This window comes from Rhizobacter sp. P5_C2 (assembly GCF_054049715.1).
Genome location: NZ_JBFULV010000069.1, coordinates 20,201 through 35,386, shown reverse-complemented (window position 1 = coordinate 35,386; position 15,186 = coordinate 20,201). Strand labels below are relative to the sequence as shown.

General features: G+C 64.5%; 14 protein-coding genes and 1 pseudogene. 14 read left to right on the top strand and 1 reads right to left on the bottom strand.

Annotated elements, in window-relative coordinates; genetic code table 11:
- The 7 genes from ACXJLU_RS22850 to ACXJLU_RS22820 all read left to right on the top strand — a co-directional run.
- On the top strand, nt 1-1,377 hold a 1,377-nt coding region (locus tag ACXJLU_RS22850), incomplete at its 5' end, for a S8 family peptidase (RefSeq protein WP_457334920.1).
- Complete coding sequence (locus ACXJLU_RS22845; protein ID WP_073465883.1) at nt 1,374-1,763, top strand: hypothetical protein; 390 nt, start codon at nt 1,374-1,376, stop codon at nt 1,761-1,763. The genes ACXJLU_RS22850 and ACXJLU_RS22845, both read left to right, overlap by 4 nt.
- A complete protein-coding gene (locus ACXJLU_RS22840; RefSeq protein WP_457334917.1) occupies nt 1,760-2,266 on the top strand; it encodes a TlpA family protein disulfide reductase in 507 nt (168 codons plus the stop codon). Before ACXJLU_RS22845 ends, ACXJLU_RS22840 begins: the two co-directional genes overlap by 4 nt.
- Before the next feature lie 28 nt (nt 2,267-2,294).
- Entirely contained in the window at nt 2,295-2,519 is a 225-nt protein-coding gene (locus ACXJLU_RS22835) for a DUF4266 domain-containing protein (protein WP_457334915.1), read from the top strand.
- An 85-nt stretch (nt 2,520-2,604) separates the two neighbouring features.
- A complete protein-coding gene (locus tag ACXJLU_RS22830) occupies nt 2,605-3,735 on the top strand; it encodes a DUF3570 domain-containing protein (protein WP_457334913.1) in 1,131 nt (376 codons plus the stop codon).
- Between the two features lie 12 nt (nt 3,736-3,747).
- Entirely contained in the window at nt 3,748-5,574 is a 1,827-nt protein-coding gene (dsbD, locus tag ACXJLU_RS22825; protein ID WP_457334911.1) for a protein-disulfide reductase DsbD, read from the top strand.
- Between the two features lie 68 nt (nt 5,575-5,642).
- Nucleotides 5,643-5,855 (top strand): hypothetical protein, encoded by a 213-nt coding sequence (locus ACXJLU_RS22820; protein WP_457334909.1) that lies wholly within the window; start codon nt 5,643-5,645, stop codon nt 5,853-5,855.
- 9 nt (nt 5,856-5,864) lie between these two features.
- Here ACXJLU_RS22820 and ACXJLU_RS22815 read toward each other — a convergent pair.
- Nucleotides 5,865-7,283 (bottom strand): annotated as a pseudogene (locus ACXJLU_RS22815) (YifB family Mg chelatase-like AAA ATPase); the annotation flags it as partial.
- A 134-nt stretch (nt 7,284-7,417) separates the two neighbouring features.
- On the opposite strand from ACXJLU_RS22815, the gene ACXJLU_RS22810 reads away from it, so the two are divergent.
- The 7 genes from ACXJLU_RS22810 (at nt 7,418) to ACXJLU_RS22780 (ending at nt 15,147) form a co-directional block, all read left to right on the top strand.
- Nucleotides 7,418-8,755: a TniQ family protein gene (locus tag ACXJLU_RS22810; RefSeq protein WP_457334907.1), complete on the top strand. Its 1,338-nt coding sequence runs from the start codon at nt 7,418-7,420 to the stop codon at nt 8,753-8,755.
- Between the two features lie 271 nt (nt 8,756-9,026).
- Entirely contained in the window at nt 9,027-9,230 is a 204-nt protein-coding gene (locus tag ACXJLU_RS22805) for a DNA-binding protein (RefSeq protein ID WP_457334905.1), read from the top strand.
- Between the two features lie 464 nt (nt 9,231-9,694).
- Nucleotides 9,695-9,934, top strand: coding sequence for a hypothetical protein (locus ACXJLU_RS22800; protein WP_457334903.1), 240 nt, complete (start codon nt 9,695-9,697; stop codon nt 9,932-9,934).
- A gap of 179 nt (nt 9,935-10,113) precedes the next feature.
- Nucleotides 10,114-10,785: a TnsA endonuclease N-terminal domain-containing protein gene (locus tag ACXJLU_RS22795; RefSeq protein ID WP_457334901.1), complete on the top strand. Its 672-nt coding sequence runs from the start codon at nt 10,114-10,116 to the stop codon at nt 10,783-10,785.
- Nucleotides 10,770-12,983 (top strand): TnsB C-terminal domain-containing protein, encoded by a 2,214-nt coding sequence (locus tag ACXJLU_RS22790; protein ID WP_457334899.1) that lies wholly within the window; start codon nt 10,770-10,772, stop codon nt 12,981-12,983. The genes ACXJLU_RS22795 and ACXJLU_RS22790 overlap by 16 nt, the downstream gene beginning before the upstream one ends.
- A complete protein-coding gene (locus ACXJLU_RS22785; protein ID WP_457334897.1) occupies nt 12,980-14,173 on the top strand; it encodes an AAA family ATPase in 1,194 nt (397 codons plus the stop codon). Before ACXJLU_RS22790 ends, ACXJLU_RS22785 begins: the two co-directional genes overlap by 4 nt.
- Entirely contained in the window at nt 14,170-15,147 is a 978-nt protein-coding gene (locus tag ACXJLU_RS22780) for a TniQ family protein (protein ID WP_457334895.1), read from the top strand. The genes ACXJLU_RS22785 and ACXJLU_RS22780 overlap by 4 nt, the downstream gene beginning before the upstream one ends.
- Nucleotides 15,148-15,186: the final 39 nt, after the last annotated feature.

Below are 15,186 nucleotides of genomic sequence, written 5' to 3'. Positions count from 1 at the left end.
GGCCTGGTGCTGCTGTCCGCGTGTGCCGCGCCGTCGGCGGCGCTGCCGCGCGACGCCGCCGATGCCGAGTTGCTGCGCGAGCATCCGCAACGCCTGATCGTCGTCGCGGTCGCGAACCAGCGCGAGCGCGTCGTGACGCAGGCCGGCTCGACGCTGGCCTCCTACAACGCGAGCCAGCGCTACGGCGCCGGCAGCGAGGCGCGGGCGGTGCTCGAAGCGATCGAACGCGAGCACGGCCTGCGCGAACTCGCCGCATGGCCGATCAGCGCGCTGCGCGTGCATTGCGTCGTGCTGGAGATTGCGCCGGGTGCCGAGCGTGACCAGGTGCTGGCCGCGCTGGCGCGCGATCCGCGCGTCGAGCTGGCGCAGCCGCTGCAGGACTTCGACACGCTGGCGGCGCCGGAGATCGCGCGCGCGTTGCCCGCGTCTGCTGCGTCCGTCGCGGCCTACAACGACCCGTACGTCGACCTGCAGCGCGGCTTCGCCGAACTCGACGCCGTCGACGCGCACCAGCGTGCGCGCGGACAAGGCGTGCGCATCGCGCTGATCGACACCGGCGTCGACACCACGCACCCCGACCTGCAGGGCCGCATTGCCGCGACGCGCGATTTCGTCGACGGCAACGCAACGCGCTTCGATGCCGACCGCCATGGCACCGAGGTGGCCGGCGTGATCGCCGCGGTCGCGAACAACCGGCAGGGCATCGTCGGCATCGCGCCGCAGGCGACGCTGTCGGTCTACAAGGCGTGCTGGCAGCGCCCCACGGCCGACGGCGGCGGGGCGCGCTGCAACTCGTTCACGCTGGCGCAGGCGCTGGGTGCGAGCATCGACGATGGCGCCCGCATCATCAACCTGAGCCTGGGCGGGCCCGATGATCCGCTGCTCACGCGGCTGGTCGGCAACGCACTCGGCCGCGGGCGCATCGTGATCGGCGCGATGCCGCCGGACGGCCGGCCGCATGGCTTCCCGACCGGCATCGCCGGCGTGATCGCGGTTGACAGCACAACAGACCGTGCGAAGGACGGCCCACCCGACGCGGTGCTGCGCGCGCCAGGCCGCGACATCCTGACGCTCGAACCCGGCGGCCGCTACGACTACAGCTCCGGCTCGTCGCTCGCCGCCGCGCACGCGAGCGCGGTCGCGGCGCTGCTGCTCGAGGCTGCGCCGTCGCAGGACGCCGCCGCGGTGCGCACGGCGCTCGAGCGCAGCCGCAGCGGCGCGTCGATCAATGCGTGCGAAGCGCTTGCAACTCTTTTCGCTCCCACCCGCACACACCGACAGGAGCAGGACGGTCGCGGACCGTGCGCTTCCCGCCGCGGGCCGACGGGCCCGCCTGTCGAACCGGTCGATGAAAGACCAAGAGGAGCGATGCAATGACGATGACACGCAAGGGATTCCTGGGGGCTGCCGCCGGCAGCACGGTGCTGCTGTTCCTGCAGGCCTGCGGTGGCGGTGGCAGCGACTACAGCCCGGCGCCCGCTCCGGGGCCGGCCCCCGCCCCGCCGCCCGGTCCGGGCCCGCAGAGCTGCGGTTCGTCCGGCGGGCAGATCGCCGGCAACCATGGCCACGTGCTGGCCATCGCGACCGCCGACCTCGACTCGACCACCGACAAGACCTACAACATCACCGGCACGGCGTCGCACGCCCACAGCGTGACCTTCACGCCGGCGCAGCTGCAGTTGCTGAAGGCCGGGCAGGCGGTGTCCGTGACCTCGACGCTCGGCGCCCAGCACGACCACGTCGTCACGGCCAGCTGCTCATGAGCTGGCAGCGCACGGTGGCCGCCGCGCTGCTCGCGGCGGCCGGGATCGGTGTGCTGCCGGTGGCCTTCGCGGTCGAGGCCGGCCAGCCGGCGCCCGACGTCGAGCTGCCGGCCGCCGTCGATGCGGCGCCGCGGCTGTCGGCGCTGAAGGGCAAGCTCGTCTACGTCGACTTCTGGGCCTCGTGGTGCGGGCCGTGCCGGCAGTCGTTCCCGTGGATGAACGAGATGCAGGCGAAGTACGGCGCCAAGGGCCTGCAGGTGGTCGCGATCAACCTCGATGCGAAGCGGGCCGATGCCGACGCGTTCCTCGCGCAGGTGCCGGCGCGCTTCGGCCTTGCGTTCGATGCGGCGGGTGCCTCGGCCAAGCGCTTCGACGTGAAGGGCATGCCGACCTCGGTGCTGATCGGGCGCAACGGCGAGGTGCTGATGGTGCACCAGGGCTTCCGCGAGGACGAGCGGCAGGCGCTGGAAACCAGGCTGGCGGCGGCGCTCGCGACACCGTAGTTCTCTCTTTTCAATTCAAGGATCTTCGATGCGATCGATGCTTCGGGCAGCGGGCTGCCTGTGCCTGGCCGTGCTCGGCGGATGTTCCGCCTGGGCGCCACCCCAGCCGTGGGAGAAGGGCCAGCTGGCGCGGCCCGAGATGACGATGGGCGGCGATGCGCTCGGTGAGCGCTATGGGCAGCACATCTATGCGAGCAAGGAAGCCGCGTCCGGCGGCTATGGCGTCGGCGGAGGCGGCTGTGGGTGTAACTAGGACCACCCCCGGAGGCGCTTCGCGCCACCCCCTCAAGGGGGCGCCGCCAGTGGCCCGGCAAAGCCGGTTCCACGGCGTCCGCTTGATGTCATCACCGGCCGGTGGCCTTGTGATGGCGGCGCTGGCCTTGCCGGGCGTGTGGGCCGGCACCGCGCAGGCGCAGGGCGCGCCGGAGCATGGCCTGGTCGCGATCAAGCACCTGCACTACGAGGACTCGCAGCCCGGGCTGCACCGCATCACCGTCGACTCGCCGTCGTTCTACCTGCTGGCACCGATCAATCCAGGCTGGTCGGTCGAGGGCACCGCGGTGCTGGACTCGCTGTCGGGCGCGACGCCGCGCTGGCAGGGCGCGGTCTCCAGCGCATCGACGATGCACGAGACGCGGCGCGCCGGCGACGTGCGGCTGACGCGCTACCTCGACCGCGCGTCGTATTCCGTCGGCGCGAGCGTCTCGCGCGAGCACGACTACGACTCCGACGCGCTGTCGTTCAACGGCTCGTGGTCGAGCGAGGACAACAACACCACCTGGCATGCCGGCATCGGCGGCAACCGCGACCGCATCCACCCGACCGACGGCGGCAACCTCGGCATCGACCGCCGCACGCGCAGCGGCACCGATGTGATCGTCGGCGTCACGCAGGCGGTGTCGCCGGTCGACCTGGTGCAGCTCGACCTGAGCCACAGCCTCGGCCACGGCTACTTCGACGATCCGTACAAGGACCTCGACTTCCGCCCCGACCGGCGGCGCCAGGCTTCGCTGCTGGCGCGCTGGAACCACCACGTCGCCGACCTCGGCGCGACGCTGCGCAGCAGCTGGCGGGCGTACCGCGACAGCTACGGCGTGCGCGCGCACACGCTGCAGGCCGAGTGGGTGCAGCCGTTCGGCGGACAGTTCGCGCTGACGCCGCTGCTGCGTTACTACACGCAGGGCGCGGCCGACTTCTACGCCAGGGCGCAGGTCGATGCGAACGGCGCGCCGGTCTATCCGGCGCTGTCGCCGGGGCAGCTGAACTCGGGCGACCAGCGGCTGTCGGCGTTCGGCGCGTTCACGCTGGGGCTGAAGGCCGAGTACAAGCTCGACGCGCTGTGGTCGGTCGACGCGAAGGTCGAGGCCTACGAGCAACGCGGCAGCTGGCGCGCCGGTGGCGACGGGTCGCCGAACCTCGAGCCGTTCCGCGCCCGCTCGGTGCAGCTGGGTGTGAGCCGCCAATTCTGACGGAGAGCCTCGATGAAGAACCTGATGTTGCGGGCGCTGTGGCTGATGGCCGCGCTGCTGTCGTTGCCGATGGCCGCGGCCGCTGCGGCCGACGATTTCCTCGACCCGGAAGCCGCGTTCCGGTTGAGCGTGCAGGCGCAGGACGCGCAGCACGTCGCGATGCACTTCGCGATCGCGCCGGGCTACTACCTGTACCGCGAACGCCTGAGCGTGCAGGCCGAGCCGGCCGCGGCGGCCGGCGCGGTCGTGGCGATCCCGCGCGGCAAGACCAAGTTCGACGAGACCTTCCAGAAGGAGGTCGAGTATTTCCACGACGAGGTCACGATGGTGCTGCCCATCGCCGCCGATGCGCCGCCGTTCCGTCTCACCGTGGGCCACCAGGGCTGTGCCGAGAAGGGCCTGTGCTACCCGCCGGCGACGCATGCGTTCGACCTGAAGCCGCGTGCCGGCGGATGGACCGTCGCGGCGGTGGCCGATGCGGACAGCACGGCTGCGTCTGCAGCGCCGACGCCCTCCGTCGCCGCGCCGCTCGCGGCAGCACCCGCCGCCCCCGAGACCGGCCGCTTCGCGAGCGCGCTGCAGTCACGCAGCCTGTTGACCGTCGTCGGCGTGTTCCTGCTGGCCGGCGTGCTGCTGTCCTTCACGCCCTGCGTGCTGCCGATGCTGCCGATCCTGTCGTCGATCATCGTCGGCCAGCGTGGCACGGTGTCGCGCTGGCGCGGCTTCTCGCTGGCGTCGGCCTATGCGCTCGGCATGGCACTCGTCTACACCGCGTTCGGCATGACGGCCGGCCTGCTCGGCGAAGGGCTGGCCGCCGCGCTGCAGAACGCCTGGGTGCTGGGGGCGTTCGCGCTGCTGCTGGCCGGGCTGTCGCTGTCGATGTTCGGCGTCTACGAGCTGCAGTTGCCGAATGCGCTGCAGAGCAAGCTGAGCGAGGTGTCGGGCCGGCTGCAGGGCGGGCGCTACCTCGGCGTGTTCGTGATGGGCGGCCTGTCGGCGCTGATCGTCGGCCCCTGCGTCGCGGCGCCGCTGGCCGGTGCGCTGGTCTACATCAGCCGCACGCACGACGTGTGGTTGGGCGGCATCGCGCTGTTCTCGCTCGCCGCGGGCATGAGCGTGCCGCTGCTGCTGGTCGGCGTGTCGGCCGGCTCGCTGCTGCCGCGCGCTGGTGGGTGGATGGACCGCGTGAAGCACTTCTTCGGCGTGATGCTGCTGGCGGTGGCGTTGTGGATGGTGTCGCCGGTGCTGCCGGCCTGGGGGCTGATGCTCGGGGCGGCCGCGCTGCTGCTGGCGAGCGCGGTGTACCTCGGCGCCTTCGACGGCGGCAGCATGTCGCCGGGGCGCGCGGCGACGCGCGGCGTCGGATTGCTGCTGGCGGTGCTCGCGGTGCTGCAACTGGCCGGCGTCGCATCGGGCGGGCGCGACCTGCTGCAGCCCTTGCAGCACCTCGCCGGCTCGGGCCAGCCAGGCGCCACGCGCGAGACCGCGCTGCCGTTCCAGCCGGTGGCCGACCTCACGGCACTCGATGCCGCGGTGCGTGCGTCGACCAAGCCGGTGATGGTCGACCTGTACGCCGACTGGTGCGTCGCCTGCAAGGAGTTCGAGTCCCTCACGTTCACCGACGCCGCGGTGCGCGAGCGGCTGGCCGGCATGACGCTGCTGCGCGTCGACGTGACGGCCAACAACGCGCAGGACAAGGCCTTGATGCGCAAGTACGGCCTGTTCGGGCCGCCGGCGCTGCTGTTCTTCCCGCCGGGCGGCGAAGAGCGCAGCGACGCGCGGGTGGTGGGCTTCCTGGATGCGGCGAGCTTCCGAGAGCACCTCGACCAGCGGCGCTGACTTCGCGCCGCTGCACGCCGGTTCGCCGATGATGCCGTGTTCTTGCATGTGCTCAACAAAATGAACACATGAACACACATCAAGCCGCTCCGAATTCCGCGCCGGCCCACGCCGCCCTCACGCTGCGTGACCTGCACGATCCCCACCCCAAGGACATGCGGTCGTGGCGCAGCGCGTCGATGACCGTCACCGAGAGGCCGGGCAGCAGCTGCCACTATGTCGTGCTGCCCGACGGGCGGCTGTTCAGGATGCCGGTGCTGCCGCCGACGCGGATGAGCTGAGCCCCGTCGTCAGCCGGGGGCCAACGCGCGCCGGTACTGGATCGCCTCGGCCAGGTCGGCCGTCGCGATGGCGGGGCGGCCCGCCAGGTCGGCGATGCTGCGCGCCATCCGCAACACGCGGTGGAAGCTGCGCGCCGACCAGCCCAGCTTGGTGGACACCGAACGCAGGAAGGCCGCACCGGCGGTGTCGAGCGCGCAATGCAGGTCGAGCGCATCCCCGGCCAGCTGCGCATTGCGGCAGCCCTGGCGTGCCAGTGCACGCTGCTGCGCCACCTCGACGCGCCGCGCGATCGGCGCACTTGCCTCGCCATCGGGGGCCGCGGCCATTGCCTCGGCCAGCAGCGCCGGCACTTCGACCTGCAGGTCGATGCGGTCGAGCAGCGGGCCGCTGATGCGGGCCTGGTAGCGCAGCACGAGATCGGGCGAGCAGCGGCACGCGCGCTGCGGGTTGCCGAGGTGGCCGCAAGGGCACGGGTTCATCGCGGCGATCAGCTGGAAGCGCGCCGGGAAGTCGGCCTGCCGCGCCGCGCGCGAGATCGTGATGCGGCCGGTTTCCATCGGCTCGCGCAGGGCTTCGAGCGCGGCGCGCGGGAACTCGGGCAACTCGTCGAGGAACAGCACGCCGTGGTGCGCGAGCGAGATCTCGCCCGGCCGCGGCGGCGACCCGCCGCCCACCAGCGCCACCGCCGACGCGCCATGGTGCGGGCTGCGCATCACGCGCTGCTGCCAGTGCTCGGCGCGGAAGCCGCCGCTGATGCTGAGCACCGCGGCCGATTCGAGCGCCTCCTGCGCGGTCAGCGGGGGCAGCAGCCCTGCGAAGCGCTGCGCCAGCATCGACTTGCCGGTGCCGGGCGGGCCGATCATCAGCAGGCTGTGGCCGCCGATCGCGGCGATCTCCAGCGCGCGCTTGGCACCGCTCTGGCCCTTGACGTCCCTCATGTCCGGCAAGGTCGGTGGCGTGCCGATGCGCGGCGGCAGCGCGCGCGGCAGCGGCTCGCGCGGCGTCGGGTTGTCGGGATCGTCCGGGCGCAGCGCATCCACCAGCTCGAGCAAATGCTTCGCGCCGTGGATCTCGATGCCCGCGACCAATGCCGCCTCTTCGGCACTCGCCGCCGGCAGCACCAGCGCACGGGCCGGCTTGTCTTGTGTCTGACCTTGCGTCTGCAGCGCGAGCGCCATCGCCAGCGCGCCGCGCACCGGCCGCAGGTCCCCGGCGAGCGACAACTCGCCGGCGAATTCGTAGCGTGCGAGGCGTTGCAGGTCCAGCCCGCCTTGCGCCGCGATGATGCCGAGCGCGATCGGCAAATCGAAGCGGCCCGACTCCTTCGGCAGGTCGGCCGGTGCCAGGTTCACCGTGATGCGCTTGTTGTGCGGGAAGGCCAGGCCGCTGTTCTGCAGCGCGGCGCGCACCCGCTCGCGCGTATGTCGATCAATTCACTCCACACACAAACAATTCACTCCGCAATCGGGGCCTTGTGAAAACAAGGGCTTAGCCCAGCCTCGTCCAACCACTCCGCAATGAAGCGCATGACGCGTTCCTCCCAACAGCCTGGAGACGCTCGATGGACCTCGATCGAACACGAGTGCTAGAGCTCAGATTGCCAAGCCCAGCATCCGAAACTGAGACGTTGTTCTCAATCTGCGCCCGCTATCACCGTCTATCAGGTAGGTCAGACAGCAAGTCCACCGCTGTCGAGCTCTTGGGACACCGCCGCGCGTCGAGCCTCCACGACTTCCCGGTCGGCCTCGGTCATCTTGAGCAGGTGAGCGGCGGCGCAATTCGCCCCACGCTGGAGCTCTTGAGGCAGCGCACGGTGCTGGCTGCTGTCTGGCCGTTCACCGATCGGGGCTGGCAAGACAAGGTCTTGCGTCAGTCGACTCTAGCGCCGACGAAGGGCGTGCAACAGGCGCCCGGGATGAGGTGGAACGCGCTGCCGAACCGGATCTTTCTGCGGCATTGCCGGGACTGCCTGGATGAGGACCTGAGGAAGGGCGTTCCAGTCTGGCGCAATGAGCAACAGTGGCCCGGGATGTGGGCTTGCCTGAGGCATAGCGCGCCGCTTGCGTCGCTCGATCTCCGCGCTGGTTCGAATGAATGGGCATTGCCCAGCGAGCCGGCATCCACACGCCGTTCGCATGACCTGTCGAAGGAAAGCTTGACCATTCTGTTGAACTTGGCGCGGGCCGTGGTCTGGCTCAGCTCCAAGAAAACGCTCTCTGTACCTGCCTTAGGCGTGCTGGTCCGCAGTCGCCTCGCCCAAACTGGGTTTGCAATCACCGACATCACAACAACCTCCGCGGACCTCAATCGATTCAACGAACTGCGAGTCCTCAGGCTTGTCGCCACAGGCGCTGCACATTTTGTGAGCCTGCCGCACGACGCGCGCTGGATCCGAGAGGTCCTTGTTGACCGGCGCGCCTCGCATCCAACGAAGTGGGCCATCTTGCTTAGTTCGTCCGGCCCATGCGACTCGGTTTCCTTGGATGCGGAGTACGCGGAAGCCGCAGGCCGTGTGACGGTGCACGGCCTGACCGGCATTCCAGCTGCGCGACGCAGCCGAGCTCCCCAGCGCCTCTACGAGGCGCTGCGCTTCCACCACTTGTTGGCTGACGCCTGCAAGGCCTGCGACATGACTAGGGATGAGGCCGAGCGCTGGGTACGCCGTGACAAGGCTCTGCATGAGATGTGGCGCGAGGCCAAGTTGGCGCGTCGAAAGGCCGAATCACGCCTCGCCGTGCTCGCGTTCCGCGAGGCAAATCCGAATGCACTGCGCAGCGACTACTTCCAGAAGTGCGGTCCGCACGCGAGGTGGTTGCAGCTCAATGACAAGTCTTGGATCGAGGCCAACCTGCCGACTGGCGCGGCCTACCTCTCGCCACAGCGGCGGCTTGACTTGTAAGAGTCGCATTTTTGCAACGTTTACATACCGTCGCGTAGTTGATATCTCATTTGCTGCTGCTATTCGCGCCGCAAGCAGAGGTGAACACAGAGAAATGGAGATTTATTTGATGGTTTTCTAGATATTCAATACACCACTGAAGTCTACAAGACTCCGTGTAACTCGAAACAATCGTTTGACTTCTCCACTGAAATCTACAGAATCGATTCTCAACGAGATCTTGTTTCTCTTGCTGTTGATTCGTGGGCGAAGGAGCGTGAGGGATCTCGTCATGAAAAAAGAAACCAAGGTATTAAAAACTTTTCAAGAAGCCCGAGGCGATTTTCGCAGCCGCGGCATCACCATCGCAAATTGGGCAAAGGAAAACGACTTTGAAATCAAGCTCGTCTATGCGGTTCTGGCCGGGGAGCGAAAGTGCTACCGGGGCGAATCGCACCGCATCGCAGTTGCGTTGGGCATCAAGGAGGATCTATGAGGTCGTTCTACGGATTAAACGACCGCCATAAAGACGAATGCCCACGAGTTGCAGCTCGCAGGCATTCTATGCACACCCGGCGGGGACCAAGGCGTTGACACAATAGCAATCCTATCGCGCATTCGCGTGTAGTCAATCCCCGCTTAGTCTCATTTTGTAGATTCGCGTCGACGCGAGGAATTCGCTCGACCCGAAAGCGGGGAAACCATGTCAGCCAAGAAATCGATGGTGCCTGTAGGGGCGCCATGGACCACTTTTGCCAAGAAAAAGTCCCATTCACAGGAAGTACAAGCCCTCAAGAAGCTACCAGCGAGAGACATTCATTCGCAAGAGGAGTTCATCCGGCCCTTCTGCGTATGCCTGATGGATCACGCGGTACTAGACGTGGTACTCGTGACCGATCGCCTAACAGGATCCGTCATCTGCTCAGACGTCTATGAACGCCGCCTGAATCGAGGGCAGCCATGAGCAAGTGGCATCTCGATCGGCTGTGCTCGCAACTCTTCATCGTGACTTCCAAGAGATCAGCAAAGCGGTCGCAACTGCGGCTGGCTTTTGAGCAGAACGGTGGCGAGTTTCAGTTGGCGGAGAGCAATGGTGAGCTGATGGTGTTCCTAGCATCATTGGTCAACAAGCCGCAGGACAACCCTGCCTTGCGTTCTCCAGAGCCGCATGCCGGCGGTCGAAAGCGGGCGATGGCATGAATGCCTCTTCCAGAAAGCGCATGTCCGGCCAGGGCGCGGGCGCTGACTACACGGCTTCCATCCAAGTCAAGCGTGGCGGGTTCAGCTCGCGAGGACGATCGCATGTTGTGCCAAGCCCAATTTTTCGTGGGACAGGTCGAGCACACGATCTCCTCAGTGATCTCGAACGTTGCGTCTTCATGGCAATCCTGACCTGGCGGCCGCGCGATGTCCAGGAGCAGTTCCTTCTAGAGCTTGAAACCGAGCGAGGCCTGCCGGGTACCCTGGACATTGCCAAGCTTCTAGGTATCAGGCATCCGCCCTATCGGAAGGCCGCAGCCGCGACAAAAGCAGGAGGCATGTCCACGGACTTCCTGGTCACGCTGCGGCACGGCGGGAAAGTGGCAATCCACTGCAAATGGTCCAAGGAGATTGAAGACACTCGCAACACCGAGCTCCGGCTGATCGAGAGGGAGTACTGGCGCCTGCGCGGGATCGAGTTGATCGTCGTCACGGAACGTTCGATGCCGCGGCACCTTGAGCAGAACCTGCTGTGGGCCTACTCGGTCATGACATCCGATCCAGAACTGCTAGCGCGTATAGAGATCCCTGCCAGCTGGATGTCTGATCTGGTCGACGCTACATCCGCGCGCCGTCGCCGGATGAAGGATGCTCTCACTGAACTGGGTCAACGCTATGCACTGTCTAACGCGCAGCAAGTCGTCTGGTTGAAGATGGGAGTGCTGTTCGGACTGATAGAGGTCGATCATTCGATAGCTCGATTGAGTCTGCTCGAGTGCTGGGACATCAAAATATCAGACGGAACCCGCGTCATCTTGCTGCAGGAGGGCCGTGCATGGCTGACTCCCTAATCGCACCCTACGCGGCACTTCATGTGTCTGTTCCTCTGGAAGGAACCTGTATCAAAAATGGCACCTATGTGGTCGCCTATCTGGCCCGTGAGTTAGACCAAATCTTCCTTCAACCTGTCGTCCTAGAGAACAAGGTCAAGGAGCGACGAGGGAGACTTCGAAGGGATGAGTCCGCAGTGCAGCCTCAGGAGCATTCTCTCCGCGAGCTCAAGGAGCTTGAAGCGCGGGGGCTCATTACCTCAGCCACGGTGAGCGTCCCGGCGCTCCTCACGCGGCCTGCTCGCACCGAATATGCCAAGAACCACTTCAAGATGTGGATGGAAATCCTTTCTTGGCTGACATCGAACGAGCGGTTGTACGAGATGCTCGTGCGGCAACGCTACAGCGAGGTCCTTGAGTCAGCGGCGGCCAGATTCAACATCGACACTACAGCGTTGCGCCGCGGACTCGCGCGCTACTTCTCTTTGGGCGGCGATATTCACGCGGCGTCCATGCCGAAGCATGGCATCGAGAAGGCTCGCAAGCCGGCCAAGGAAAAACTTGGAAGGCGGCCAAAGAACTGGCTCAACAATCCAGACAGCCTGGGATCTAACGCGACGGAGCAGGCCAAGGAGGCCGTAGAGGTCTTCATGAAAACGTGTCGCAAGACCAAGAGGTCTGGCCGCGACAAGGAAGACGGATCAAAGAAGTTCAGCTTGGCGGCGATGCATCGGCTCTACCGAGACACCTACGTCTTGGTCCCCACCGGTGTTGACGAGCACGGCAGGCCGATCATCCAGTGCAATCAGCAATACGAACTGACTTATCGACAGTTCGTCTACATCTGGCAGCAGCATGTGTCGGCACTGGAGGCCGCGAAATATGCCGCCGGAGGGCGGCGATGGAAAAAGGATCTGCGTGTATTGACATCACATGCGCGCGCCAAAGATCACTATTCTGGCTCGACGTACTTGATCGATGCCACCGTTGGCGATATTCATTTGGTGTCGGCCATTGATCGAAAAGTGCGAGTCGGCCGGCCAATCATCTACGTGGTCCTGGACGTCTTCTCGTACGCGATTCTTGCGCTGCACGTAAGCCTAGAAGCACCAAGTGCTGACCAGGCGCGCATCGCTCTCTACAAGGCTATGACGCCGAAGGACCTCTGTGTGAAGGAACTCGGCCTTCCTGACGAGGTTATTGATGGTCTTCTGCAGGGCATCCGGTCTGCCCATGTGTTCGCCGACCGAGGAGAATTACTCAGCCAGTCGATTCGCGATCTCGCCACTGACACTGGCACCGTGATGTCTTATGCGGCACCTTATCGAGCAGAGTGGAAAGCGCTCGTTGAAAGGTACTTTGGCATTCTCAATGATCTGGCGCTGCACGACGCGCCCGGCGGAACAACGGGCAGACTGAAAGAGCGCGGCGAGCATGACGCCCGACTTGATGCGTGTCTGACGATTGCCGACTTGACCAGGCTGCTGCTCTGCGTCGTCGCCGAATGGAACTTGACTCACGACTGCTCGCGCTTTGCCCCGCTGTCACTGCATGGGCGAGCGAAACCGTACCCGGCGAGCTTGTATGAAGTGGGGGCAGAGGAGTTGCATGGTTCTCCGTACCGACTCACGCGAGCGGACGCGATTCGTGATTACCTGCCAACGATCAAGGCCAGAGCGACCAGGCAAGGCCTCGTTGTAAATGACCTTCGCTTTACCGCTGATTGGATGGAAAGCAGCAGTTGGTACTACATGCAGCGCTCTCGCAAGCGCGAAGTCGACATCTACCTTGATCCCGACCGCCCGGACACCTGCTATGTACACGCGGATGGCAATGAGCTGCGAGAAGCAAAGCTCGTCGACGTCAAGCAGGCATTGTTGGAGGACGCCACGTTGCACGAGTTCATCGAGTACATCGTGGCTACATCACAGCCAGCAGCGAAGGACAGTCGCGACACCGAAGTCGTGGGCCGAGGCCTACGCTTCTACCAACAGAAGGTCATCGAGCATTCGGGCGCAAGGAGTAGTGTGGCCCAAGCGAACGACGACCGATCCGACACTGCAAAGGTAGCCGATATCAAGGTGAGCCGTCGCAATGAAAAGGATCACGACAAGGGTCATCGCCCAGTTGAGAAAGTGACAGCAACGGACACGCCGGATGTTGCTAACAACGATGAGGTCGACGAAATGGCGGCAATTCTTAAGGCAATCAGCCCATGATGTATCAAACCGAGAACGTAGCAAAACTCCACCGTGGCAATCCATTGATCGAGGCGCTTCCAGCTCCGATCTTGGATCGCATTGAGCTGGCAAAGAGCTTGAGCCGGGGTCCACGGACGACGCTGAAGACCTTGATGGAGGATCCGCCAAAACTGCGCGTTCACAACTTGGTGGCGCTCAAAACTTTGTTTCTGGCCAAGCCGGAATGCCTTGATATCGCCGAAGCCATGGACTTGGCGTTGCGCGAGTTCTACGTGCCCAAGAATCCGATGAGCCCGGAAGGGCAGGCTTATCGGTACGGCCTCGCGGCCAACGGCGGCAGCGAGCCTCAAGAGTTCGCAGACACCGAATTGGGATGCATGTTTGTTGTGGGTGAGTCAGGGATGGGGAAGACCACCACGATACGAATTGCGCTGCAGCGATATCCGCAGGTGATCCGTCACAGTGCCTACATGGAGATTGAGCTGCCAATCACTCAGGTTGTGTGGCTAAGCGTCGAAGCACCGACTGGGGGCTCGACCGTCACGCTCCAGCACAGCATTCTTGAGGCTCTCGACAAGGCGCTGGGTCTCACCGGAACGAAATACGCACACGCGCCCAAGAGCACGAAGTCGCTGGAACGAGACAAGCTGACGAGCCTCGTTGTTCAACTGTTGCGGACCTATGCGGTTGGTTTGATTCACATCGACGATGTTCAAAGCTTCTGCGGATCCACGGCCGGCAAAAAAGCTCTGAGGCGGTTCCTGGTCAGGCTCACAAATCTTGTACAGGTCCCGATCATTTTGGCTGGGACACCTGAGTCTCTAGATTTTTTCGCTGGCAGCTTTGAAGTGGCGCGCCGGGCCTGCAGCCTGGGTGCATTTGAGCTTGAGCGACCAGAGGGGCCAGAGGACCCCATCTTCGACGCTCTCGTCAAGTACTTGTTCACGTTCCATCTCGTCGAAACACCTCTCACCGTCGATGCTCACACTCTCCGAGTTCTCTACGAGCTTTCCAAGGGTGTGACTTCAGTGTTGCGGACGTTGCACGTGGAGGCGCAGAAGATCGCGCTGAGGGCCGCGAAAGCTGGACCTGCCAAGCTCGAGTTGCGTCACTACAAGGAAGCGCACGAGTTGCTACTGACCCTCCACGGCCAGCTGGATGAACTCGATGGCACGGCGACCAAGCTTGGCTCGAAGAGACGAAAATGACCGATTCTTCGATTCCCACTTTCGGCAGTTCACAGCATCTAGATGATGAGTGGGTCTACGGCCAGCTTTGCAGGCAGTTCACTCTCTCCGGTGAGGGTTCACCGCACCGCTTCTTGAAGCGCTACTTTGGCGAGTGCAGCTCATCGCTTGAAGCGCAGATGAGAGTTGTCATCGAATCAGAGTGCTTTGGGTCGCGGAAGATGGTCGCAGAGACAGCAACGTTCCAGAGCTACTTCCAACACTTCGTCCACGAAGAAGGCGTGCGTTGGCGCACTGCGACTCCCGACTTGTATACCGTGGGACGTTGCTACAACGAGAAGGGCACCGTAGCGCGTGGACGTCCAGCCGTCGACGGACTACGAGACTGCGCAGAGTGCACGAAGGAGCAGTTCACAACGCAAGGAATCATTACCTGGACGCGTGCTCACAACTTACCCGGTGTGCGGGCCTGTTGGCGCCACGCGACTAAATTGAGGGCGCGATTCGACTTCGATCAGTTGCCGCTGCCAGATCCCACCAGCACTCAGACTTCCGAGGCAGCGACGGAGATAGAGCTTTGGTTTGCAAACGTATCTCGGGAAACCTTGCATGACGACTCAGGAAGCCGGCGCTATGCGCGCGTCCTGCGAAGAAGCGTCGAGTCGTATCGATGGACAGCGCAGCTCATCGCGAAGGGCATCGTTGCGTCCTACCCGCCAGCCATTTTGTTCCCCATGGATCTAACACCCAGGAGCTTGACCGCTGGCTACCGATCGATGCTCTCGAAGAATAGATCCATCGGTGACACGAGACTGCTGATCCTATTGGGGCATTGCGAGGATCGAACATCACAGCTCATTAACGGCGAACGCTTCAGTGAGGCCTCTTGGGGCGCTTGGCGCAAGGCCGCCCTTGCAGAAGGTGCCACGCCGCCTCGTCTTGATGCCTGGGTGGAGGCGGATCGTCTGGAGCCCTTTCAGCCATCGCTGACTTAGCGTACGGCTCCCGATCTGGATTCCACGAGCTTTAGCGAG

Bases quoted from the DNA above. Each gene is read 5' to 3' on its own strand.
- ACXJLU_RS22790 (WP_457334899.1), top strand. From the start codon at position 10,770: ATGGCTGACTCCCTAATCGCACCCTACGCGGCACTTCATGTGTCTGTT.
- ACXJLU_RS22835 (WP_457334915.1), top strand. From the start codon at position 2,295: ATGCGATCGATGCTTCGGGCAGCGGGCTGCCTGTGCCTGGCCGTGCTC.
- dsbD (WP_457334911.1), top strand. From the start codon at position 3,748: ATGAAGAACCTGATGTTGCGGGCGCTGTGGCTGATGGCCGCGCTGCTG.
- ACXJLU_RS22820 (WP_457334909.1), top strand. From the start codon at position 5,643: ATGAACACACATCAAGCCGCTCCGAATTCCGCGCCGGCCCACGCCGCC.
- ACXJLU_RS22810 (WP_457334907.1), top strand. From the start codon at position 7,418: ATGGACCTCGATCGAACACGAGTGCTAGAGCTCAGATTGCCAAGCCCA.
- ACXJLU_RS22805 (WP_457334905.1), top strand. From the start codon at position 9,027: ATGAAAAAAGAAACCAAGGTATTAAAAACTTTTCAAGAAGCCCGAGGC.
- ACXJLU_RS22830 (WP_457334913.1), top strand. From the start codon at position 2,605: ATGTCATCACCGGCCGGTGGCCTTGTGATGGCGGCGCTGGCCTTGCCG.
- ACXJLU_RS22840 (WP_457334917.1), top strand. From the start codon at position 1,760: ATGAGCTGGCAGCGCACGGTGGCCGCCGCGCTGCTCGCGGCGGCCGGG.
- ACXJLU_RS22780 (WP_457334895.1), top strand. From the start codon at position 14,170: ATGACCGATTCTTCGATTCCCACTTTCGGCAGTTCACAGCATCTAGAT.
- ACXJLU_RS22795 (WP_457334901.1), top strand. From the start codon at position 10,114: ATGGCAATCCTGACCTGGCGGCCGCGCGATGTCCAGGAGCAGTTCCTT.
- ACXJLU_RS22845 (WP_073465883.1), top strand. From the start codon at position 1,374: ATGACGATGACACGCAAGGGATTCCTGGGGGCTGCCGCCGGCAGCACG.
- ACXJLU_RS22785 (WP_457334897.1), top strand. From the start codon at position 12,980: ATGATGTATCAAACCGAGAACGTAGCAAAACTCCACCGTGGCAATCCA.
- ACXJLU_RS22800 (WP_457334903.1), top strand. From the start codon at position 9,695: ATGAGCAAGTGGCATCTCGATCGGCTGTGCTCGCAACTCTTCATCGTG.